Raw genomic sequence first — 22487 nt, forward strand, 5'->3', positions numbered from 1 at the left:
CTAAACTTGTAAAATAAAATTTAAACAGAACCTGTTCTCAAAATATTTGCCATGAATTATAAACTGATAGTATTTACCCTTTGCACATTTGCATTCATAGGAAAAAGCCAAGGACAAATTGTTGATAAAAAGAACTTGATAGAGAAAAATGCGCAATTGGAAAAAATAGAGACAGGTTTTGCCTTTACCGAAGGTCCAGCTGTGAGTCGTTTGGGTGATGTTTATTTTACAGACCAACCAAATGATAAAATTATCAAGTGGTCATTTTTTACAGGAAAAACAGAAGTGTTTATGGAAAATGCAGGTAGGTCAAATGGGATGTTTTTTGATAAAGAAGGAAACTTGATCGCATGTGCAGATATGGATAATCAGCTTTGGTCTATCGATGATAAAGGCAATAAAACTGTGCTGATAGAAAGCTACAAAGGCAAAAAATTAAATGGTCCAAATGATCTGTTTATAACCTCAAGTGGTGACATGTACATTACAGATCCATTGTACAAAAGAGACTATTGGACTAGAGATTCGGAATCGCAACAAGATGGCGAACATTTGTATTTACTTTCTGCAAACAGGTTACAATTTATGCCAGTAGATGAAAATCTCGTAAGGCCAAACGGTATCGTCGGAACACCTGATGGGAAAAACTTGTATGTAGCTGATCCAGGTGCAAAAAAGATTTACAAATACGATATAATTGAAGATGGATACCTTGCCAATAGAGAAGTTTACTTGGAGAGGGGATCTGATGGGATGACTATTGATTTCAGGGGAAATATCTATGTAACTGGTGAAGATGGTGTAAAAATCTATAACAAAAAGTCGGAAGAAATTGGTCATATCCCAATTCCAGAAAAGTGGACAGCAAATGTGACTTTTGCAGGCCCAGACAGAAAAACGCTTTTCATTACAGCTTCTGAGTCAGTTTACAAAATAAGAATGAAGGTATACGGAACTTACTAATCTGAGCTTTCCTTTTGCATCAAAAAACCAATCAGCATAGGCATCATACTATGCTGATTGGTTTTTTGTTTTGGTCTATTGCTACAAATGTAAATACTCCTGAAACCGCCTTTTCTCTTTTGTCGTCATACATTTCTTCAATATAAATCTCTACATGAACTTTGAGGCTTGTGTTCCCAATTGAAGATACCCTACCTACCAATTCTACGAATGTGCCTTCAGGAATAGGCTGAGTAAAGTCAATCCTGTCACTACTTACTGTTACTACCCGCTGACGACAGAATCTAGTGGCTGTAATAAATGCCACTTCATCCATCAATTGCATCGCTGTTCCTCCAAAAAGCGTCCCATAATGATTCGTGGTATTGGGAAAAACCGCTTTAAAAATGTGCGTTTCTGATTGCTGTATCCTTTCTTCTAAGTTCATAATATTTTTGTTTCAAAAGCTGCAAACGCAACTGTTTCTTTATCTTTATTTTTAAGTGGGTGAATTGTCACTTTACATTTGTAAGGAATTTGTCCCTTTTTGTAGTTGATTATATTTTCTGTAAATGGTCCAATTCTCGTGAAAGCAGCCGATCCTTCATGTTACTCAAATAACCCAAAAAATATCAGCAAGCTATTATACAAGCTTGCTGATTTTTCTGTAAACACTAATTCAACGTAACAGGAACCAGTTCTCTCATTGCTTTTGCTGCCAAAACCATTTCAACTAGAGATTTGTGGGTTTCTTCCCATTGTCTTGTTTTCAACCCACAATCAGGATTCACCCAAATCTGTTCTAATGGAATTACATCAGCTGCTTTTTGCAATAACTCTATGATTTCAGCTTTTGAAGGGACCCTTGGCGCATGGATATCATACACTCCAGGCCCAATTTCATTTGGATACTTGAAGTCTGCAAAAGCATCCAAGAGCTCCATCTGTGAACGAGAACATTCAATCGTAATCACATCGGCATCAAGGTTGGCTATATGACCAATGATATCATTGAATTCTGAATAACACATGTGTGTATGAATTTGGGTATTGTCATCTACCCCGCTTGCAGAGAGCTTAAATGCTTTGATAGCCCAATCTAGATATCCTTCCCAATGTTCTTTCCTGATTGGTAAACCTTCCCTCAATGCAGGCTCGTCTATCTGAATGATGCGGATTCCTTCTTTTTCCAAATCCAAAACTTCATCTCTAATAGCCAAAGCGATTTGGTTACATGTTGCACTTCTAGCTTGATCGTCTCTTACAAAGGACCATTGGAGAATGGTCACCGGTCCAGTAAGCATTCCTTTTACAAACTTTGGAGTGAGTGATTGTGCATATTTTGACCAAAATATTGTCATCGGTTCTGACCTATACACATCTCCATAGATAATCGGTGGCTTGACGCATCGGCTACCATAACTCTGAACCCAGCCAAATTGAGTGAATGCAAAGCCATGCAAACGCTCCCCAAAATACTCTACCATGTCATTTCTTTCATATTCGCCATGAACCAAAACATCTAGACCAATCTCTTCTTGGATTCTGATAGTCTTCTCCGTTTCATCTTTAATGAATTGTTCATACTTCTGCTTATTGATCCTACCATTTTTGAAGTCAGCGCGAACCTTTCTTACTTCCTTTGTTTGAGGAAATGAACCAATTGTAGTTGTTGGATAAAGCGGAAGATTCAATAACTCTGCCTGTACAATCTTTCTATTCTTAAACGAAGATTTTCTCTCAAAATCAGAATCCAAAACATTATTCAATCGCTTCTTCACTTCATTTTTATGAATCAAGGTTGAATTTGATCTGTTGCTGATTGCTACCTGATTTTTATTAAAAATATCAGAAAATCCATTTCCAAAAGATTCTAAACCATTCGCACTTTGAACATTGACAGATTTTGCCAATTGCTTCAAATCACTAATTTCCACCAATTTTTGTTTAGCAAATGAAAGCCAACTTTTGATATCTTTATCAAGCTTCAACTCACTGTCCAAATCGCATGGTGAATGAAGTAAAGAGCAAGAAGGAGCTATGAATAATTTTTCAGGATCAACTTTTCTAAGTGCTTTTTGAACCAGGTTCAAAGAGTTGCTGTAATCATTTTTCCAAACATTTCTTCCGTCAATTAATCCAAGTGAAATGGAAAGATCTTTCGGTCTATTTTCTAACAACTCATTCAATTGCTCGGGACAACGGACCAAATCTACATGGAGACAACAAACAGGTAAAGATGTTGCTACGCTTAAATTTTCATACAAACCTCCAAAATAAGTTGCCAACAAGGTCTTCAAGTGAGGGTACTTTTTTCTGATTTGGGAATAGACAGTTTGAAAAGCCTCTTTTTCTTTAGTTGAAAGATTCATAGCCAAAAATGGTTCGTCGAACTGAACCCACTCTACACCATGTTCTACAAGCTTATCCAATATTTGGAAATAAACAGGAAGAAGATTTTTGATTAAGTCAATGCGATCAAAACCGGCTTCTTTTTCCTTTCCCAGTAAAAGGAATGAAACTGGTCCCAAAATAACCGGCTTCGTTTTGAAACCTGCCAGTTTTGCTTCTGCAAATTCCTGAATGACTTTTGAAGAAAATAGCTTAAACTCTTGATTTTTCTTAAACTCTGGTACGATGTAATGATAATTCGTGTCAAACCATTTGGTCATTTCCATGGCCTTGATATCCAAACCATTTGCCTGATATCCTCTGGCCATTGCAAAATACAAATCGATTTCAGACTTATTTTTATCAAATATTACAGAATGATACCTTTCGGGAATGGCTCCAACTGTGAATGCCAAATCCAAAACATGGTCATAGTAAGAAAAGTCATTTGAAGGAATCAAATCTATCCCACATTCTTTCTGTAAGGTCCAATTGCTGAGCTTGATTTCATTTCCTACTTGAAACAGCTCCTGTCTTGTGATTTTTCCTGCCCAATAGTTTTCACAGGCCTTTTTCAATTCTCGCTGACTACCAATTCGCGGATAGCCAAGATTATGCGTTTGCATGGTCTTTTAACTTTATTTGTTTGAAATAATTGGTTAAAAGCTCATCACAATAAATCAAAAATGCTTTTGGAAAAGAAAATAATAGAAAAGCGAAGGAAAAAAATAGTGTTTTAATTCAGACAAACTTTTCCTATCAAGGAAAAACCAAAATCGGTAATTCACTTTGGATCAAAGACCTATAGAAACACCAAAAAGGCATAGAAGGAAATTGAATCACACTTGACTAAAAGCTTCAAATCGCGAAAGCATCGTCATATCGAAATAGGCAGGTCTCCTGACTTGTAACAGCTTTTGTCGTCCTTCCCATTTTATTTAAAACAGTGGACATACTAGGACAAAAACATTTGGAATGTTACTTACAGTTGCGCGACAGTTCGTGATTTGCACACGATTCCCTTTTAATACACAATTAAGCATAACCAATTCCGGATGATGTAGAATTATAGTAAAGAACTTTAATTTCACAAAACTAGTAAAAACACATTACCTCCCACTAATGAATCTAAGATTTAAAATATTACTTCAATAACTGCTAGACATAAATCATAAATTACAATTAAATCGAAATATAATTCTGTATCGAACAGTCTTGTTAACAATTTCCATTTATGTCACAAGAGCTTCCTTCAGAACTGTTCATTTGTAAAATGGGATTTTCCTTCACATAATCTTCCCAAGCTTTATTCAAGGTATCTCGGAAAACCTCAACAGGCTGAGCTCCCGAAATACCAAATTTCCTATCCAGAACAAAGAAAGGAACACCTCTCACCCCTATTTGTCTTGACTCCGAGATATCTTGATCAACTTTCGCAGCGAACTCATTTGATTCCAAACATGCCTGAGCCCTTTCTTTATCTATCCCTACTTCTTCTGCCAAAGAAATTAAAGTACTCAAGTCATCAATGTTTTTGCCTTCTGTAAAGTAAGCCCTCAAAAGTCTTTCTTTCATTGCATCACCCTTTTCCACAGTTTTAGATAGCTGTAAGAGTCTATGTGCATTTTTGGCATTAGCTACTACCGTATTTTCCATTCGATATGTCAACCCTTCACCTTCAGCCATTTCTACCACTTGATTGGTGATTTGCTGAGTTTGCTCTAAACTCCACCCTTTTGTCTCTGAAAGGTACTCCAAAGTGGATTTTTCAGGATCTGTTTTCATATCTGGATTAAGCAAAAAGCTCTTCCATTCGATTTTCACATGATCCTTGTATTCAAAACTTTCCAATGCAGACTCAAGTCTTCTCTTACCTATGTAACAAAAAGGACACATGATATCTGACCATATCTCTATTTTCATAATATATTTGGTTTAATTGTATGCATAATCAAATTTTGATATCAAGAGTTCCAAAAATATGAAAACTAAAGAATGCCCTTCCTGTGCCATGAATGTGGATAAAAAAGCAATTTTTTGTCCTATTTGCGAATTTGAATTTCCACGCAGAAATCCGATCTATTCGATCATTGCCATCTTGATGGCCATTCTGTTGCTGATGCTGTTTATTTTTTAGACTAAAAATCAGTAAAGGGTTTTAGCTTTTATGAAACACTAAAACCCTGTATATAAACATTATCCAGCCATTTCAATATGACTTTCCAACGAACTTTTCAAAACATCTAACACCAGATGATAAAACACCTCGGGATTGTTGTTGATTTGAACTTCCTCCAGCGATTTGTAATAGGAAATTCTTGAACTCAAATCACCTTTTAGATTAGCAATCGAATAGCCATTTTTCATCAATATCAAATTCATGACCAATCGGCTAGTCCTTCCATTACCATCAATAAACGGGTGAATACTCACCAGCCTCTCGTGCAACTCTATTGCTAAAATGACTGGATGTAATTTATTTTTATTGGAAGTATAATAAATGAAATAATCTTCCATCAACTTATCGATCATAAAAGGCTGAGGAGGCTCGTGCCTACTTCCTGAAATACGGACAGGCACTTTTCTATATCTACCGGCATTTTCTTTATCGATTCCCTTCAGAATCAAATAATGAAGATCCATCAGAACTCTCTTGCCAAAGTCAATCTCATCTTTTATCAATTTTTCTATGTAATCAATAGCTTCAAAATGATTGACTGCCTCTAAATGCTCCCTCATAGACTTTCCTCCAATCGTAATCCCTTCATTCACCACCAAGTGGGTCTCTTGAAGTGACAGCGTATTACCCTCAATCCTATTGCTTTCGAAGGTATATGAAATATTGAAGTATTCTTTCAATTTATGTAACTGGGTCTGATTCAATGGTTTTTTGGTTTGCCATTTTTCTTTTAGACGATCCAAGTTCTTTAGCTTTTCATTTATTTCTTGACTTAGACTCTCCTTTGCAAATATTTGACTTTTAGTAAGGTATTCTACTCTAGATTCAGCTAATGCCAACACTTTTGAAGGATCTTCTTCACTTTCTAATATTTGATAAATCTTCTCTGCCAACCAAATTTTCCGAAGTTCTGACATCGGGATATCTAATACACGGGCTAATGCTACAAGATTATTTTCATTGGGAATCCTGTGTCCTTTTTCAAATTTTGATATTAATGCTGCATCTAAATCACATTCTTTGGCTACTTCTCTTATTACTAGTCCTTTTTGATTTCGAGCATTTGTGAGTAACTGTGATAATGACTTCATTTTGTTGACTTTTTTGATCATGACAAATTTAGTCAACATTTTTTGGTTTTGGAATTTTTTTTCCAATTTTTCTCTCTTTTTTCTCTCCTTCCAAAAAATTCTTCATTTCTTTAAATTTATGGTATAAAACCTTGCATTTCATTTTAATACTTTTAACCTTTGTTGCGCAAGAAGCAAAAGATGAAAAAAACAAACTCCATAGCTACTTTTTATAAAATGTCCTCAATCTTATTGGGTTCATTTGCTATGCTATTTTTAGCTCCTTTAAGAGAATTTAGGAACAGCTTTAGGGCAGTGTCCCTTATATAATTTTTGGTACCCTATGTGGGCAACCTACCCCATATACTTAATTATTAACCACTTAAATTTCACATAAGAGTTTTTACTCTGTCTATTCCTATCAAATCAAATGGACAATTACTCTTTCATAATTAAACCTGCAAGTCAGGAACACTCAAAATTCGCAGTCACCATAACTGATGAAATGGAGCAGTCTGCCAAAGCAAGAGGAACTGGTATAGCCAAAAGATCCCCAGAATATATCGTCACAAAAATGATGGAGGGAAAAGCAGTCATAGCTACCACCACAGATGGAGAATGGGCTGGATTCTGTTATATTGAAGCTTGGGGCCACGGTAAATATGTTGCTAACTCAGGCTTGATCGTAGCACCAAAATTCAGAAAATATGGTTTAGCAAGGCTTATCAAAAAAGAAATCTTCAAACTCAGCAGAACCAAATTCCCAGACTCCAAAATATTTGGACTCACTACTGGAGCAGCAGTAATGAAAATCAATTCTGAATTGGGTTACATTCCTGTTTCTTATTCAGACTTGACAGATGATGAACAGTTCTGGAAAGGCTGCCAAAGCTGTGTGAATTTTGAAATTCTGCAAAGTAAAAACAGGCAAAACTGCCTTTGTACAGCTATGCTATACGAACCAAAACTGAAAAAAGTAGAACACGAAGATCTTGCATTGAGAGAAGACTTCAAGAAAAACATAAAGTTGTTTGAGCGATGGACAAGATTGAAGAAATATGTCATGCTCAACCTCAAAAAAACTAAAGACAAAACTATTAGCTTATTTTAAAACCAAAGCCTTAGGCTTTTATTAAAACAACCAAAAAATGAAAAAAGTAGTATTAGCTTACAGCGGAGGATTAGACACAACTTTTTGCGCACTTCACCTATCCAAAGATCTTGGTTACGAAGTTCATGCCGTACTGATCAACACAGGAGGATTCTCCCCTGAAGAACTAAACGAAACTGAAACAAGAGCAAACAGCCTTGGAATCTCATCATTTACAATTCTTGATGTCACCAAAACTTACTACCAAGAAGTAATTAAGTTTCTAGTATTTGGTAATGTTTTGAAAAATCAAACCTACCCGCTATCAGTTTCTGCCGAAAGGATTCTTCAAGCAAAAACTTTGGCAGAATATGCTAAGAACATTGGAGCCAAATGTGTAGCCCATGGTAGCACCGGAGCTGGAAATGACCAAGTAAGATTTGATATGATTTTCCAAACGATCGTTCCAGATATTGAGATCATCACCCCTATCCGTGACCTTAAACTAAGCAGAGAAGCAGAAATAGAATATCTCAAAAAACATGGTGTTTCCATGAATTTTGAAAAGGCAGCCTACTCTATCAACAAAGGTATTTGGGGAACTTCAGTAGGAGGAAAAGAGACTTTGACTTCAAGTCAAACACTTCCTGAAGCTGCTTGGCCAACTCCAGCTACAAAAACTAACTCTGAAGAGATTTCTCTAACATTTGAAAAAGGTGAATTGATCGGAGTAAATGATAAAAAGTATGAAAACTCCGTGGACGCAATCCTCAAGGTAAATGAACTAGCCGCTCCTTATGGAATAGGCAGAGATATTCACGTAGGAGATACAATTATTGGTATCAAAGGTCGGGTAGGATTCGAAGCAGCAGCCCCTTTGATCATTATCAAATCCCATCAATTGTTAGAAAAACATACATTGACCAAATGGCAAACATTTTGGAAGAATCAAATTTCTGAGTTCTATGGCAACCACTTACATGAGGGGCATTATCTAGATCCAGTTATGAGAAATTTAGAAGCATTTTTGGCTGATAGCCAAGAATTTGTATCAGGAAAAGTCAAAGTATCTCTCCACCCATATAGATTCCAGCTTATTGGTATCGAGTCTGAGCATGACTTGATGGCTTCCAAATTTGGTAGCTATGGAGAAATGAACAAAGGATATACAGCTGAAGATGTAAAAGGTTTTACAAGAATTTTGGGCAACCAAACCGCCATTTTCCATCAAGTAAACAAAAGTGACAATGAAAATTAAAGTAGCAGTCATTGGCGCAGCAGGATATACAGGAGGAGAATTATTGAGACTATTGGTTCACCATCCCAATGTTGAATTAGCATATATCCATAGCAATAGTCAAAAAGGAAAAACAGCCTCAGAAGTACATCCTGATCTGATTGGCGACATAGATCTGGTTTTCACTGACAAAGTAAGCACTGAGGGAATAGAAGCTGTATTCCTAGGGCTTCCACATGGAGAGACCAAAGGATTTTTGGAAGAGAACAAGTTTCCAGAAGACACCATCATCATCGATTTGAGCACAGATTTTAGAGATGAAAGCAACGATTTCATATATGGCCTTCCAGAAGTCAACAAAGAAAAAATAAAAGAAGCAAAAAAGATAGCCAACCCTGGCTGTTTCGCAACTGGGATTCAACTAGCGCTTGCTCCTGCTATTGCTAAAGGATGGGTTAAAGATACAATCCATGTCTCGGGAATCACAGGAAGTACCGGTGCCGGAAAAAAGCTCGCCGAAACTTCCCATTTCAGCTACAGAAATAATAACACATCCGTTTATAAGCTATTTACGCATCAACACCTCAAAGAAATCAAACAAACCTTTGGTCAAATCCAAAGTGATTTCGATTCGGACATTCTTTTTGTTCCATACAGAGGGAATTTTGCAAGAGGGATTTGGATCACTGCATATTTTCCATTCGAAGCAAGTCTTGATGAAGCATACGAGACTTTTGAAGCTTTTTATAAAAACGCTCCATTTACTCATGTATCCAGAAAAGATATTGACCTCAAACAAGCCGTCAACACCAACAAATGCATCATTCATTTGGAAAAAGAAAATGGTCAGTTAGTAGTCTATTCGGCTATTGACAACTTACTGAAAGGGGCGTCTGGACAAGCAGTACAAAACTTCAATATAGCATTTGGAATTGAAGAATATGCTGGGTTAAAACTTAAAAGTATCGCATTTTAACACTTAGGAAAATGAATTTATTTGACGTTTACCCCTTAATCGACGTTACCCCAGTAAAAGCCTCAGGTGCAAATTTATGGGATGAAAATGGTGTAGAATATCTTGATTTGTATGGTGGTCATGCAGTGATTTCTGTTGGACATGCACACCCTCACTTTAATCAGAGAATCAAAGATCAATTGGATCAAATCACCTTTTATTCAAATTCGGTACATATACCTATTCAAAAAAAACTAGCTTTAAAATTAGGCGAACTATCCGGATATCCGGACTTCAATTTATTCCTATGCAATTCTGGAGCTGAAGCCAATGAGAATGCATTAAAGCTTGCTTCATTTGTGACTGGAAAGTCTGGGTTTATTTCATTTTCAGGGGCTTTTCACGGAAGAACCTCCGGAGCAGTAGCGCTTACTGACAACCCTAAAATCATCGCTCCAAATAATCAGCGCTCAGATGTACACATCCTTCCATGGAATGATATTGAAGCTGTGAAAAATCAATTTGACAAAGGAAATATTGCAGGAATAATCATTGAAGGAATTCAAGGTGTTGGAGGTATTCATGTTCCAAACCCAGATTTTCTTCTTCAAATCTCAGAATTGTGCAAGAAAAATGGAGCAAAGCTAATCCTAGATGAAGTTCAATCAGGTTATGGTAGAACTGGTAAATTTTTTGCACATCAGTGGGTAGAAGGGCTTGTGCCTGACCTTATCACCATGGCAAAAGGAATGGGGAATGGCTATCCAATTGGAGGAGTTTTAATCCATCCAGAAATCGAAGCAAGCTATGGACTCCTAGGTACAACTTTTGGAGGAAACCATTTAGCATGTGCAGCTGGATTGGCTGTCTTGGAAATTATCGAATTTGAAAACCTGATGGAAAAAGCATTGGAAGCTGGAGAGTTTTTGATGAAAAACCTATCCAATATAAATGGTGTAACAGAAGTTCGAGGTAAAGGTTTGATGATAGGGGTAGATTTGGATAAAGAATCCGCTCCAATCCGTTCTGAATTGGTAAATAAATACAAAATATTCACAGGAAGTTCAGCAGGAAAACATACAATTCGTTTGCTTCCTCCTTTAAATATTGAAATTAATCAGTTATCTTCGTTTTTGGTCAGTTTAAAAGAAATTTTGAATTAATACATTTTATCAAACAAAAAATTAATATTATTTTAAAAAATTGATCATTTCTTTAAAATTTACATAATCAGATCTTAATTGAAGAAATAATCTTTCACAATCAATTTCATGAACCATTTCACTCAATTTGAAAATAAAAGTCTTGCAGAACAGCTTATTGAAGAAGCTTTAAAATACAAATCTGACCCACGTCAACATATTTCAAAGGGACTTGGAAAAAGGGTTGGTTGCATATTTCTAAATCCATCTCTGAGAACAAGAGCAAGCACTCAAATTGCCGCCTTAAACCTAGGCATGGATCCGATTGTGATGAATATGGACAAGGAAGGTTGGGCACTGGAGATGCAAGAAGGGGCCGTTATGAACAAAGGTACTGTCGAACATATCAAAGATGCTGCTGCTGTTTTGGGAACTTACTTCGATGTATTGGCGATTCGAGCTTTTCCTTCATTATCAAACAAACAAGAAGATTCAGAAGATTTCGTCTTCAATCAATTTATAAAATACTCCGGAGTCCCTGTCATTAGTTTGGAAAGTGCCATCAGACATCCATTGCAAAGCTTGGCTGATATGATCACAATCCAAGAAAACATCATTGCAGGACATAAACCAAAAGTCGTCTTGACATGGGCGCCACATATCAAAGCCATCCCTCATGCCGTGGCAAATTCTTTTGCCGAATGGGCCATTGGCTGCGGACATGATTTGACCATTACGCATCCAGAAGGTTACGATTTAGATCCGAAGTTCACAAAAGGGTCGAAAATCGAATATAACCAACAGAAAGCCCTAACAGATGCAGATTTCGTGTATGTGAAAAATTGGTCCGCTTTTGATGATTATGGCAAAATCCATTGTACAGACACATCCTGGATGCTCACTGAAAAGCATTTCAAGAATGCCAAAAACGCAAAAGTGATGCATTGCCTTCCTGTAAGGAGAAATGTAGAGTTGTCTGACGAAATCCTTAATGGAAGCAGAAGTCTCGTTCAAAAACAAGCAGAAAACAGAATTTATGCTGCACAAGCAGTTTTAAGTAAAATAATTGAATAATTAACAGCTCAAACCTACCACAACCATGAATATCAGCATAATAAAAATTGGAGGGAATGTCATAGACTTTCCCGAAAAACTAGATGAATTTCTTTATTTGTTCTCCAGATTTCCAGGAAAAAAGATCCTTATACATGGAGGCGGCGTCTTGGCATCTAAGTTTGGAGAGAGTATGGGAGTAATGCCGGAAATGGTCGATGGACGAAGAATTACGGACAAAGACACCCTCGATATTGTCACCATGGTATATGCCGGACTGATCAACAAGCAAATCGTCGCCAAACTCCAAAAGCTAAAGCAAAATGCACTTGGTATGACTGGTGCAGATGGAAACCTTATCCGATCAAAGAAAAGACCTGTAAAAACCATTGACTATGGTTTTGTTGGAGATATTCAAGAAGTGAATACTGACTTGATAGGAACGCTCTTAGACGAAAATATCATACCTGTGATATGTGCCATCACACATGACAAAAAAGGACAACTACTCAATACCAACGCTGATAGCATTTCTTCTGAATTAGCTGTAGCCCTTTCTGGTAAGCATAAAGTCAATCTATATTACTGCTTCAATAAAGCTGGTGTATTGATAGATGAAAAAAATGACGATTCGATCGTACCATTGATCAATGAAGATATCTACTCAGAATTGAGAAAAGAAAATGTGATCCATTCTGGAATGATCCCAAAACTTGACAATGCTTTTGCTGCACTAAACAAAGGGGTCAATCAGGTGTGGATTGGCAAGGCCGAAAATCTTCTTTTGGCTGCAAAAGGGAAAGTTTCAGGGACAAATATAGAAAAGCATAGATACGATCTATATTGATTTCAAATATTGAAATTTTTTCTATTAGAGAGTAGATCAAGTCCAGTTAACTGAAATAAACTATTCAGACATTTGAGAAAATACAAATTATAAAGTATTGATTATATTGATCTTAGTAATCATGATCAATTTCTTTTGAAGCCAAATAGTTGATTAAAAATTTATGAAGTCAAATATTTTAAGTAGCAACACATATTCAGACAAGGCTATTTCTTTGCTCAAAGATTTGATCAAAACCCCTTCTTTCAGTAAAGAAGAATCTTTGACCGCAGATATAATTGTTACTTTCCTTGATCTACATCAAATCCCTTCCGAAAGAAGTGGAAATAATATTATTGCTTACAATAAGTATTTTGATCTAAGCAAACCATCCATTTTGCTCAATTCCCATCATGATACCGTCAAACCAAATTCAGGTTACACAAAAAATCCTTTTGAAGCCAAAATTGAAGATGGAAAATTATTTGGATTGGGTAGCAACGATGCAGGTGGATGCTTGGTTTGTTTGATTCAAACCTTTATCCATTATTATCCTCAAAATCTACCCTACAACATCATCTTAATAGCAAGTGCAGAAGAAGAAATATCAGGAAAGAATGGTATTGAAAGCATTGTAAATCAGCTTCCAAAAATTGAATTGGCAATAGTTGGAGAACCTACATTAATGCAGATGGCTGTTGCTGAAAAAGGGCTAATGGTAATAGATGCAGTAGTCAGGGGAAGGGCTGGTCATGCTGCAAGAGAAGAAGGTGAAAATGCCATTTACAAGGCTTTGGAAGACCTTAATACCATCAAAAACTATCAGTTTGAAAAAGAATCCAAATTCTTAGGAAAAACGAAAGTTTCAGCCACAATCATCCAAGCTGGAAGTCAACACAATGTAGTTCCTGACACTTGTACATATACTTTGGATGTGCGGGTGACAGACAGCTACACATTGGAAGAAGCCTTGATTGAGTTGAATACAGTACTCAAAGCTGAACTCACACCAAGATCAATGCGGCTAAACTCTTCCAAAGTACCAGAAAACCACAAGATTCTCAATATAGCAAAGAAATTGAATCTTGTTCAATATGGTAGCCCTACCCTATCTGATCAAGCGCTGATTCCTTTTCACTCAATAAAAATTGGCCCAGGAGATTCTGCAAGATCACATACGCCAGATGAATTTATTTACATCCAAGAGATTCAGTCGGGTATAGAAGGTTATATAAATCTTTTAAATACCTATATCTTTGATTAATAAAAATCCTATATCGTTTAGATTAGGCCTGTTAGGTTTTTTGTAATAAAAAGAACAAGGATTTTATTTGGCAAGAAAGGCTAATAAAAGTTTTGAACCTGAAATATCTCGTCTCTTAATCGAACAACATTGAATCAAAATCCCACAATCTAATAAAGCAGCACATTCCAACTATGAAACTTTGGCAAAAAGATAAAACAAGTAAAAAAGAAGTTGAATCATTTACGATCGGAAGAGATCCGGAATTTGATATTCTCCTAGCTCCTTTTGACGTGTTAGGCTCAATGGCTCATGCCATAATGCTAGAAAAAATCGGTCTTTTGACTTTCGAAGAATTATCTGTATTGAGAAAAGGATTGAAGGATATTTATCTTGAAATAGAAAAAGGACAATTTCAGATTGAAGAAGGAGTTGAAGACGTTCATTCACAAGTTGAATTTTTGTTAACTCAACGATTTGGTGACGTTGGGAAGAAACTTCATAGTGGAAGATCCAGAAATGATCAAGTTTTGGTGGACCTGAAGCTTTACTACAGAGCTGTAATTAGAGAGCTGGTAGAAGAAGTTCAAGAATTGTTTACCCTACTTCAAAGCCTATCCGAAAAGCATAAAAATAGCTTTATGCCTGGCTATACACATACCCAACTTGCTATGCCTTCATCATTTGGGCTATGGTTTGGTTCATTTGCAGAAAGCCTGACTGAAGACTTGGATTTACTGCAAGCAGCTTACAAGCTTTCGAACAAAAATCCACTAGGTTCAGCTGCTGGATATGGTTCTTCATTTCCATTGGATAGAACACTCACTACAAACTTGCTTGGTTTTGAAGATTTGCACCACAATGTGATCAATGCACAAAATAGCCGGGGAAAAACAGAAAAAACTATAGCTTTTGCGATTGCTGGAATTGCAGGTACATTAAATAAATTGGCAGCTGATATTTGTATTTATATGAATCAGCATTTTGGCTTCCTTACTTTTCCTGATGAGCTTACAACGGGAAGTAGTATTATGCCACACAAAAAGAACCCTGATGTATTTGAGTTGATCAGAGCAAAAACAAATCAAATCCAATCAATTCCTAATACTGTAACCCTTCAGCTTACCAACATGACGACGGGTTACCATAGAGACCTGCAGTTATTGAAGGAATCTATTTTCCCAGGTGTGGAAATGACCATTGATTGTATCAAAATGACAACATTTATGCTGAAAGAAGTTAAAATCAAAGAGCAAATTTTGAAAGACACTTTTTACAAGCATGTATTTTCTGTGGAAGTGGTAAATGAATTGGTTTTACAAGGTGTACCTTTTAGAGATGCATACAAAAAAATAGGTTTGGACATTGAAAAGGATGACTTTTCACCAAATCAAGAAAATGTACACCATACACATGAAGGGAGTATTGGGAACCTATGTACCAAAGAAATCAAGGTAAAAATGGAAAATGCAATTGCCAAATTTGAATTTGAAAAAGTAAATCAAGCCTTGGAAAGACTTATTAGTAATTCTTAAAGAAAGTATTAGCTAAATGCTATCCTTTCTATCTCAGTTTCAAAATCCCAACTTAATTTCCAGATTCAATTTTTCTTCGACTTTGATCAATCCTCCAAGCTTGCTTGGAGGGCTGAGATCAAGTTCATCGAAGTTGATAGAGATCTTTCCAACCAATTGATCTTTATGATATTTCAACTTCAAAGATTTATAAGCTAACTTTTTGCCAACCAAATTTACGCTTACATCACAAGTATAGTAGATACCATATTCACGTAGATTGTTGACTGTCACTTTAGCATGCGGATACTCTGAAGCTTTTATAGTTTTTCTGAAATCTTTATTGAGTAAAAAATTCCCACAACCAAAATCTTGAACCGGAATATCAAAAACTATTGGGTTATTATTTTTAGAACTATTGATAAATAGCGTATCCTTAAAATCCTCGTTTGTATAGTTACAAGTAAATCCACCTAGAGAAGTCTCACCTGATACAGATATCTGTTTCTCTGTGATTACTAGCTTCTTTTCCGAAGAAGTCGTGTAACCGAATATTAAAACAAGAATGATAAAGATACGCATGATAATGTTTGATTTAGAATCCTATTACGCCTTCGATCATCAAGCCATTGAATTTTCCACCATTTCGGATATCTCCTGCTGCAAAGTCGTTGTAATTTTGGCTTACATACTCAACTTTTGCTAGGATATTTTTGGTTACAAACCATCCACCACCTATTTGGACTCTATCGATACTTACATCTTGTCCGCCAGCTAATTCTCCGCTGACTTTGTTGTATCTTGCAGCTAGGTAAACATTTTCTTTGACACCTATCCTATATACCGCATCTGCACCTAGCTGACTCCATTTTCTATCTGTCTGCTCATTTGCAGCTCTACCTTTAGATTGCTCAAAGTTACCAAACAGTTCCAAACCTTTGATTTTCACGAATGGATTCAGCACCATAGCAGTAATGTTGTCAGTTTGGTTTGGACTAAATCTACCAGAGGTGAAGTTCGCAGAAGTACTTGCACCAACGGGATCCATTACCAAGTAATATCTTGATCCTGCTCGATCACCTGCATACAGTGTATTTCTAGCAGATCCTTTGGTTGTGTAGACAGATCCTGTCAATCTAACTCTAACATCATCATTGATGTATTTGTCATAACCCAATTTCCCAAGGAAATTCATTTTCCTATCATCTGGTCTAGTGATACCGCCTTGTATTTCACCACCAGTAACACCTACCATTGCAAGAAATCCATTGTTTTGGAAAAATATTTCACCTCCAACCTCAGTTGTAAATGCATCCATAATATAGTTCCCTATGAAAGGATTGTACATTCCATTACCATTGTCTGATCTTCTGAAATGCGCATCTCCATAGTTGATTTCCATATGTCCTACCCTAACAGTCAAATACTTGTCAAACCAATCTGTGTTTCCAATATTTAAGAAACTCAATTTGTCAACTTGCAAGAAGCCACCTTTAACCCAAGTCTCTGGATGGTGTCTTGAAGATAGGTAAGTCACCAAATTCAATCTAACACCATCAGCCAACGCGACGTCGATGTTTAAGTTGGCTGTGGCAAGATTTGTTCCTGATCCTATTTCGATCAGTTCCGGAGAGCCATTCGCATTGCTGTGACTCAAGCTTTGGAACTGCTGGGTGAAGTGACCTCCAACCCTTACTTTGATTCCATCATAAGCTACAGTATCTGCTTTGCCAGTTTCGAATACATTTATTCCTCTTTGATCATAAGATCTCCAGAATTGCATATCTCTTTGGAGACCTTGGGCCATTACAGCGGATGATAAACCTGCAATAGCAATCAGCGTTAAAATTTGCTTTTTCATTACTTTATTATTTAGTAGGTTGAAATGTTACATTGAAATGTATACTTACTTCGTTTCCGGTTTTTACTGTTCCCATCAATGCCGTAGGTGGATCGATGTTATAATCTGTCAACTTGAAATCATGCTTACCTTTCACTGTTACTTTTTCGCCAGATATTGAGGCAGTAACAGGGAATTTGGCTGCCTTAGTGACTCCAGCGATGGTGAAGTCTCCACTTGCTTCATAACTTGAGCCTTTTGCTACCAACTCTTTTAGGTTGAATTTCACTTCTTTGTGATTTTTGGTATTCAATGCACCATAAGCATTTTTGTCCATACCACCTCTTCCACTTTTAATACTCTCAGCAGGCATGATGATACTTACATTTGCAATCTTTTCAATCTTACCGTTCTCAAGTGAAATTTGAGCTTTTCCCGTAGCCAAAGAAGATTTCATGTCCCAATCATGGAGAGTAGATGTACCTGTCACCTTCAACTCTGGATTGCTCGAAAGGGAATAGTTTGTTTGTCCAAATGCAGAGAAGTTTAAAAAAACCAGAGCTGCAAGCATTGTCATTTTAAGAATAGAATTGCTGTTTGTTTTCATGATAGTTGGGTGTTTGTTGATGAATCAAAGGTAGGCTTGGACAGCTCCCCAAAACATGAGCAAAATCAGTTTTATTGATGATTTTCAACACAGTCAAAAAATTTAAATAAAAAAATATCCCTTAAAAAACTAAAAACCTGATGTTTACACATCAGGTTCTAGTAATCATTTGTTTTTATGCAATAATCAAGAAAATATTTTTTCGAGTATTTTATAAGTAATTAAATAAGTGGGTTTCACTCCTTCCATTCCCAAAGCACCAGAAGCTAAAGTACTACCTGTTTCCAAAGGATTGTCTGATGCATAATATGCATACAACACCTTTACATTTTTTCGAATGCTATTTCTGATTTTACTAGCTGACTGAATTGCTTTTTGATAATGAGCTCCTTCCATTTCCAAACCTGCTGCTTTCCATGATGACTCCATGAAATAACGAAGCACATCCTTGTTCTGCAAAGAGGTCCCCAAAACAGTTATCATAGGGCCTTCATATACTCCAAGTCCAAATCCTTCGAAATCAGATTTTTTCAATTCGTTTTTGAATGGATAATTGTCAGCAGTTCCTTCAAAAACGTGGCTATTCGGAATCATTATATCACCCTTATTTCCTTCCAAAATACCTGCTTTGCCCATAATCGAAGCTGAAACTACATCTAAAGGAATTGATTTACCCTCTTTATCATAAGGTTTTAGGAGCTCATCAAAACACTCATAAGCTTGCTCACCAAAAGCATAATCCATAACTACAATCACTGGTTTATGCTTCTCCTCTTTTGGTAATTTTAGCCCAGGAATAATTGTTTCCTTTGACATTTGGGCTGTATCAATGATCTGAGCACCTATATTCGTACCTGACAAATCAGGTAAATCTATAAATCCGTTTTTGGTTGCAAATGCTTGAATATCCTTGCCTCTATGCTTCTTGTCATTGACACTGATATCCATTGCGACTTTTTCGATTTCATCATAACTTTTCAATCCCAATGCTTGATGTCCATAAATCGTATTGACCACACTGTGCAGATTTGCTGAAATAATGTGAATGGGTCTAGCCAACAATCCTTGATCATCCAAGACACTTTTGATCCTGGTAGCCCATAATTCACCATATACATGATGCCCAACTCTTTCTCTTAGAGTAGCAGAAAATGAAATCTCCCTGTCTTTTTCATGAAGAAATTCATCAATTGACAACTTACCCAAGTGGTAAACAATTGAAAACAGACTATTGGAATTTGATGATTGTGCGAATTTTTGAATAGCATGGTGCGTTTCGTCAAAAGTTCTTCCTGTGATGTGGCTTAAATAAGAACACGCTGCTTCTTGGTCAAAATCTTCTCCCCTGCTTTCTTTTTCCACTATTTTGGAGAGCATTTCCCAATTCAAGTTTATTCTTCCTTTATGGTCAGTACTATTTGCCCTGATTTTTTCTGATTCGATGTATAAAAATGTAAGGTGAGTCAAAATATCATAAATATCAGATTTACCACGAGTCATTTCAACATACATCTGATCATCATCCACTCGATAACAATTCCTTTTTCTCCTACTTGGTACCAAAGTTAAAAAATCAGAGTTTTCATAACCTTCCCTGCTAATCAATCTCACAAATCGACATTCTTCAATACCTTTAGGAAGTCTTTCCATCACGTAAAGTAATCCATCAAGCTCAATTTTTTCCTCGTCTATGACCAAGCCATAGATTTCTGGACTAAGAACCAAAAGTGAGCTTACAAGGGATTCACCCGACACACCCATTGGTTTGTATGTTCCCCTCATAAATAAGTGGCGCATCGTAATATAAAGTTTTTCAATGGCTGCCCGAGATTCTTGTGCTCTTGTTCTTTTCATATTTTTCATTTTTTGTATTAGATAAATTCAGCAAATATAATATATTTTTTATGATTTACTTTAATTTTATTCTTTCAATAGACTAAAATTATGCATAAAATTAGGTAGGGAGTTAATGGAAATGATTTTATTAAATTAACTTACCCACTCAAACAATTCAGATGCCTTTTCTTTAGTCAACACCAAAAACGCTTTAATGTCAAACAATTTAGCGTATGAATTAAATTTAGACCTGTATTGTGTGTTTATCATGGAAATATATGTGCTGTCGGATTCTGTCCAATTAATAATTGATAAAAGTTTGATAACCGTATCATTTGAAATCGTGAATGGGGAACAGTTTTGAATTTTATTGCCATTCACTTTCCCAAGAAGTATGGACATAAAGATGCAGGTTGTATCTACGGACTTTTTTAAAAGGTTTTTTAATCTATAATCTGAAATTCCTTTTTTCATTTTTTGAATATGTTCTTCCGTATAGTTTGGGTCATTTTCTTCGGTTAATTTATTGTTTTCCCAATTCTTCAATTCAATGATGTATAGAACTTTATTCTCTTGGTCGTACCAACAAACATCCATTTCAGCAAAATTATTTTGCAAATCTTTGTAGCCATCACAATCCCCCAACCTAAAGTAATTATTATCTGGGAAATTAAGTGTAATCTCGCTTTCGGTAAAACCAGGCATATTAAAAACTATTTTAGATCAATATAGATTTCTTCATCATACATTTTGAGTGCTTCATCGACAATTGAATTAGAAGGCAAAACTCCATCAATTAAATTATGAAAAGAGCTACTTACAGGTTTACTTACTTCTCTTTTTAAATTCCAACAGCTAACATCTAATTCATCTCTTTTTGCGCAGTTTGCAAGTTGCTTAACCACAAAATAGCTATGTGATGCTAAGAATATTTGAACTCCAGCTTTGCTCATAGCAACTAACATCTCAACCATTTGTCTGACTGCATCAGGATGTAAAGCTGTTTCAGGCTCATCCATAAAAAGAATCGTTCCTTTACCCAATTGTCTGTTGGTTATTAGTGTAGTAAGGATCCCGATTTTTTTGATGCCTTCTGCAGTTTGTTGCATTGCAAACTGTTGATTTCCTTTCTTAAAAATAAACGGTTGATCATTTTGCCTTGTTTGTTCAATTTTGCCTTCAAACAAATCTTCAAGTGATCTATTTACTTGACTTAGTTCAGATGCAACTTTGCCTTTACTTGTTGGAATATTCAATGCTTTGATCAAATCGAGATATGTATCATCAAACCCAACTCCAAATTGCAATTCTCTAATATTTCTAATATCGTTAAAAGCCGTCAAAACTTCTTTAGCTGGAATAAATAGCGCATTAATAGTATCAGGTGGCAAAGTCTCAATATGTTCACTGCAATTTGGTATTACCTTTTCTGTTCTGTCTCCAAAAGAATAATGAATATCTTGATTATATTTATTGTTATTTCCAATTATAGTTAGATTGACTTCGAGTCTTTCTTTACTTCCTTTCTGAACTAAGTCTCCAAGTCCATTTTTACGTGGCATAAAAGTGTCATGAAGTTTTTCTGAAAGTTCTTTTTTGAATACAGTTTCCGAATGCTTTGCTTTGAGACTATAAACTTCCAAAGATTTTACTGTTGCATAGAGGAGTTTAAGCAACCCTGTCTTGCCCGTATCATTTTTCCCAATGATGATATTTATTGACGGCATATCTTTTAGGCTCAATTCTGAATGAGCCATAAAATTTTTTATTGTTATTGAATTTATCATCTATTTTTACTTTTAGATCTTTATTGCACTCTATTTAAATTTAACTGTTGAGCAGTACTGTTTTTTAAACTTTCCTTCAATTTAAAAGCAACCCTTAATTTGTCCTTTTTTTTATTAAATCCATCTAATTTTCAATATCATTTGTTCGGGATGTTGATATACATTGTTTCATTGATAGTAAGATATCTAAAAGTCACAACCAAAAACCAATCAATATCGCTCTTTCAGAATTTCCAAATGGTGCATAGTATGGCCTGCTATAATATAAATCAATGCCCTTACGCTTACATCAAAACCACTAGCATTTCCAATTCTAGAATAGGAATCCTCAGGGAGTGATTTGATCATTGATACCAATGCATATCTAGACATTTCAAAATCTTCCAACAGATTGACCAAAGGGACTTTATTAGCTCCTGAATTTGCTACATACAGATCTTGATCAAAACTGGGATATGCCGCTTTCTCTCCCCTAGCAAAGCATAAAGCTCTAAATGTCATCACCCTATCTGTATCAATGATATGACTCAACACTTCTTTTGCGGACCACTTTCCTGGAGCATATCCCAATTGGGATTTTTCTTCGCTCATAGCTTCATAATATCTCCTAACTTCTTCTATCTGGCTCAATAAAAGCTTTGGAACATCTATATTCTCTATCTTTGAAATGTATTTATGATAATATGGAGCATATTCCCCTTCTTTTGGGAAGTTATTTTCATTCATGTAATTTTTGTTTTGATTAAGGATGCTTTGTGTAAATTTAAGTGTTTCA

21 protein-coding genes and 1 riboswitch are annotated in these 22487 nt (G+C 35.9%); of the genes, 10 read left to right on the forward strand and 11 right to left on the reverse strand.

Annotated elements, in window-relative coordinates; genetic code table 11:
- The first annotated feature begins 51 nt into the window (after positions 1-51).
- Complete coding sequence (locus tag MM236_RS02770) at positions 52-963, forward strand: SMP-30/gluconolactonase/LRE family protein (protein WP_241273406.1); 912 nt, start codon at positions 52-54, stop codon at positions 961-963.
- A gap of 43 nt (positions 964-1006) precedes the next feature.
- Here the strand turns inward: MM236_RS02770 and MM236_RS02775 are convergent, their stop codons facing one another.
- From MM236_RS02775 to MM236_RS02785, 3 genes are all read right to left on the reverse strand, one after another.
- A complete protein-coding gene (locus MM236_RS02775; protein ID WP_241273407.1) occupies positions 1007-1390 on the reverse strand; it encodes an acyl-CoA thioesterase in 384 nt (127 codons plus the stop codon).
- Between the two features lie 226 nt (positions 1391-1616).
- Positions 1617-3959 carry a 5-methyltetrahydropteroyltriglutamate--homocysteine S-methyltransferase gene (gene metE, locus MM236_RS02780; protein ID WP_241273408.1) on the reverse strand — a complete coding sequence of 781 codons (2343 nt, stop codon included), beginning with the start codon at positions 3957-3959 and terminating at the stop codon, positions 1617-1619.
- Positions 3960-4206: 247 nt separating this feature from the next.
- A riboswitch (cobalamin riboswitch) is annotated at positions 4207-4398 on the reverse strand.
- 153 nt (positions 4399-4551) lie between these two features.
- The gene (locus MM236_RS02785; protein ID WP_241273409.1) at positions 4552-5256 is read right to left on the reverse strand and encodes a DsbA family oxidoreductase; all 705 of its coding nucleotides are present in this window, start codon (positions 5254-5256) and stop codon (positions 4552-4554) included.
- A gap of 58 nt (positions 5257-5314) precedes the next feature.
- Here MM236_RS02785 and MM236_RS02790 point away from each other — a divergent pair, with 58 nt between their 5' ends.
- Positions 5315-5470: a hypothetical protein gene (locus MM236_RS02790; protein ID WP_241273410.1), complete on the forward strand. Its 156-nt coding sequence runs from the start codon at positions 5315-5317 to the stop codon at positions 5468-5470.
- Between the two features lie 59 nt (positions 5471-5529).
- Here MM236_RS02790 and MM236_RS02795 read toward each other — a convergent pair whose 3' ends face one another.
- Positions 5530-6603 carry a Fic family protein gene (locus MM236_RS02795; protein ID WP_241273411.1) on the reverse strand — a complete coding sequence of 358 codons (1074 nt, stop codon included), beginning with the start codon at positions 6601-6603 and terminating at the stop codon, positions 5530-5532.
- A gap of 409 nt (positions 6604-7012) precedes the next feature.
- Between MM236_RS02795 and MM236_RS02800 the strand changes: the two genes are divergently transcribed.
- The 8 genes from MM236_RS02800 (at position 7013) to argH (ending at position 15663) form a co-directional block, all read left to right on the forward strand.
- Positions 7013-7693, forward strand: a complete 681-nt coding sequence (locus tag MM236_RS02800; protein WP_241273412.1) for a GNAT family N-acetyltransferase — start codon at positions 7013-7015, stop codon at positions 7691-7693.
- 37 nt (positions 7694-7730) lie between these two features.
- Positions 7731-8930: an argininosuccinate synthase gene (locus MM236_RS02805; protein WP_241273413.1), complete on the forward strand. Its 1200-nt coding sequence runs from the start codon at positions 7731-7733 to the stop codon at positions 8928-8930.
- Entirely contained in the window at positions 8920-9885 is a 966-nt protein-coding gene (argC, locus tag MM236_RS02810; protein ID WP_241273414.1) for an N-acetyl-gamma-glutamyl-phosphate reductase, read from the forward strand. The genes MM236_RS02805 and argC overlap by 11 nt, the downstream gene beginning before the upstream one ends.
- A gap of 11 nt (positions 9886-9896) precedes the next feature.
- Complete coding sequence (locus MM236_RS02815; RefSeq protein WP_241273415.1) at positions 9897-11027, forward strand: aspartate aminotransferase family protein; 1131 nt, start codon at positions 9897-9899, stop codon at positions 11025-11027.
- Positions 11028-11135: 108 nt separating this feature from the next.
- Positions 11136-12080: a Rossmann-fold NAD(P)-binding domain-containing protein gene (locus MM236_RS02820; RefSeq protein ID WP_241273416.1), complete on the forward strand. Its 945-nt coding sequence runs from the start codon at positions 11136-11138 to the stop codon at positions 12078-12080.
- A 25-nt stretch (positions 12081-12105) separates the two neighbouring features.
- On the forward strand, positions 12106-12906 hold the full coding sequence (argB, locus tag MM236_RS02825; RefSeq protein WP_241273417.1) for an acetylglutamate kinase: 801 nt from the start codon (positions 12106-12108) through the stop codon (positions 12904-12906).
- Positions 12907-13069: 163 nt separating this feature from the next.
- Positions 13070-14149, forward strand: a complete 1080-nt coding sequence (locus MM236_RS02830) for a M20 family metallo-hydrolase (protein ID WP_241273418.1) — start codon at positions 13070-13072, stop codon at positions 14147-14149.
- Positions 14150-14322: 173 nt separating this feature from the next.
- Positions 14323-15663 (forward strand): argininosuccinate lyase, encoded by a 1341-nt coding sequence (gene argH, locus MM236_RS02835; protein ID WP_241273419.1) that lies wholly within the window; start codon positions 14323-14325, stop codon positions 15661-15663.
- A 39-nt stretch (positions 15664-15702) separates the two neighbouring features.
- Here argH and MM236_RS02840 read toward each other — a convergent pair whose 3' ends face one another.
- From MM236_RS02840 to MM236_RS02870, 7 genes are all read right to left on the reverse strand, one after another.
- A complete protein-coding gene (locus tag MM236_RS02840) occupies positions 15703-16224 on the reverse strand; it encodes a hypothetical protein (protein WP_241273420.1) in 522 nt (173 codons plus the stop codon).
- Between the two features lie 13 nt (positions 16225-16237).
- Positions 16238-17503 carry a hypothetical protein gene (locus MM236_RS02845; protein ID WP_241273421.1) on the reverse strand — a complete coding sequence of 422 codons (1266 nt, stop codon included), beginning with the start codon at positions 17501-17503 and terminating at the stop codon, positions 16238-16240.
- Positions 17504-17510: 7 nt separating this feature from the next.
- Positions 17511-18089: a YceI family protein gene (locus MM236_RS02850; RefSeq protein WP_241273422.1), complete on the reverse strand. Its 579-nt coding sequence runs from the start codon at positions 18087-18089 to the stop codon at positions 17511-17513.
- Between the two features lie 186 nt (positions 18090-18275).
- Complete coding sequence (locus MM236_RS02855) at positions 18276-19943, reverse strand: DUF6909 family protein (protein ID WP_241273423.1); 1668 nt, start codon at positions 19941-19943, stop codon at positions 18276-18278.
- A gap of 135 nt (positions 19944-20078) precedes the next feature.
- Positions 20079-20630 carry a hypothetical protein gene (locus MM236_RS02860; protein WP_241273424.1) on the reverse strand — a complete coding sequence of 184 codons (552 nt, stop codon included), beginning with the start codon at positions 20628-20630 and terminating at the stop codon, positions 20079-20081.
- 8 nt (positions 20631-20638) lie between these two features.
- Positions 20639-21712 carry an AAA family ATPase gene (locus MM236_RS02865; protein WP_255742332.1) on the reverse strand — a complete coding sequence of 358 codons (1074 nt, stop codon included), beginning with the start codon at positions 21710-21712 and terminating at the stop codon, positions 20639-20641.
- Between the two features lie 210 nt (positions 21713-21922).
- On the reverse strand, positions 21923-22438 hold the full coding sequence (locus MM236_RS02870; protein ID WP_241273426.1) for a DinB family protein: 516 nt from the start codon (positions 22436-22438) through the stop codon (positions 21923-21925).
- Between the last annotated feature and the right edge of the window lie 49 nt (positions 22439-22487).

Source organism: Belliella calami (assembly GCF_022549695.1).
Taxonomy (GTDB): domain Bacteria; phylum Bacteroidota; class Bacteroidia; order Cytophagales; family Cyclobacteriaceae; genus Belliella; species Belliella calami.

Coding starts and splice junctions, on each gene's coding strand:
- MM236_RS02770 (WP_241273406.1), top strand. CDS start 52: ATGAATTATAAACTGATAGTATTTACCCTTTGCACATTTGCATTCATA.
- MM236_RS02775 (WP_241273407.1), bottom strand. CDS start 1,390: ATGAACTTAGAAGAAAGGATACAGCAATCAGAAACGCACATTTTTAAA.
- metE (WP_241273408.1), bottom strand. CDS start 3,959: ATGCAAACGCATAATCTTGGCTATCCGCGAATTGGTAGTCAGCGAGAA.
- MM236_RS02785 (WP_241273409.1), bottom strand. CDS start 5,256: ATGAAAATAGAGATATGGTCAGATATCATGTGTCCTTTTTGTTACATA.
- MM236_RS02790 (WP_241273410.1), top strand. CDS start 5,315: ATGAAAACTAAAGAATGCCCTTCCTGTGCCATGAATGTGGATAAAAAA.
- MM236_RS02795 (WP_241273411.1), bottom strand. CDS start 6,603: ATGAAGTCATTATCACAGTTACTCACAAATGCTCGAAATCAAAAAGGA.
- MM236_RS02800 (WP_241273412.1), top strand. CDS start 7,013: ATGGACAATTACTCTTTCATAATTAAACCTGCAAGTCAGGAACACTCA.
- MM236_RS02805 (WP_241273413.1), top strand. CDS start 7,731: ATGAAAAAAGTAGTATTAGCTTACAGCGGAGGATTAGACACAACTTTT.
- argC (WP_241273414.1), top strand. CDS start 8,920: ATGAAAATTAAAGTAGCAGTCATTGGCGCAGCAGGATATACAGGAGGA.
- MM236_RS02815 (WP_241273415.1), top strand. CDS start 9,897: ATGAATTTATTTGACGTTTACCCCTTAATCGACGTTACCCCAGTAAAA.
- MM236_RS02820 (WP_241273416.1), top strand. CDS start 11,136: ATGAACCATTTCACTCAATTTGAAAATAAAAGTCTTGCAGAACAGCTT.
- argB (WP_241273417.1), top strand. CDS start 12,106: ATGAATATCAGCATAATAAAAATTGGAGGGAATGTCATAGACTTTCCC.
- MM236_RS02830 (WP_241273418.1), top strand. CDS start 13,070: ATGAAGTCAAATATTTTAAGTAGCAACACATATTCAGACAAGGCTATT.
- argH (WP_241273419.1), top strand. CDS start 14,323: ATGAAACTTTGGCAAAAAGATAAAACAAGTAAAAAAGAAGTTGAATCA.
- MM236_RS02840 (WP_241273420.1), bottom strand. CDS start 16,224: ATGCGTATCTTTATCATTCTTGTTTTAATATTCGGTTACACGACTTCT.
- MM236_RS02845 (WP_241273421.1), bottom strand. CDS start 17,503: ATGAAAAAGCAAATTTTAACGCTGATTGCTATTGCAGGTTTATCATCC.
- MM236_RS02850 (WP_241273422.1), bottom strand. CDS start 18,089: ATGAAAACAAACAGCAATTCTATTCTTAAAATGACAATGCTTGCAGCT.
- MM236_RS02855 (WP_241273423.1), bottom strand. CDS start 19,943: ATGAAAAGAACAAGAGCACAAGAATCTCGGGCAGCCATTGAAAAACTT.
- MM236_RS02860 (WP_241273424.1), bottom strand. CDS start 20,630: ATGCCTGGTTTTACCGAAAGCGAGATTACACTTAATTTCCCAGATAAT.
- MM236_RS02865 (WP_255742332.1), bottom strand. CDS start 21,712: ATGATAAATTCAATAACAATAAAAAATTTTATGGCTCATTCAGAATTG.
- MM236_RS02870 (WP_241273426.1), bottom strand. CDS start 22,438: ATGAATGAAAATAACTTCCCAAAAGAAGGGGAATATGCTCCATATTAT.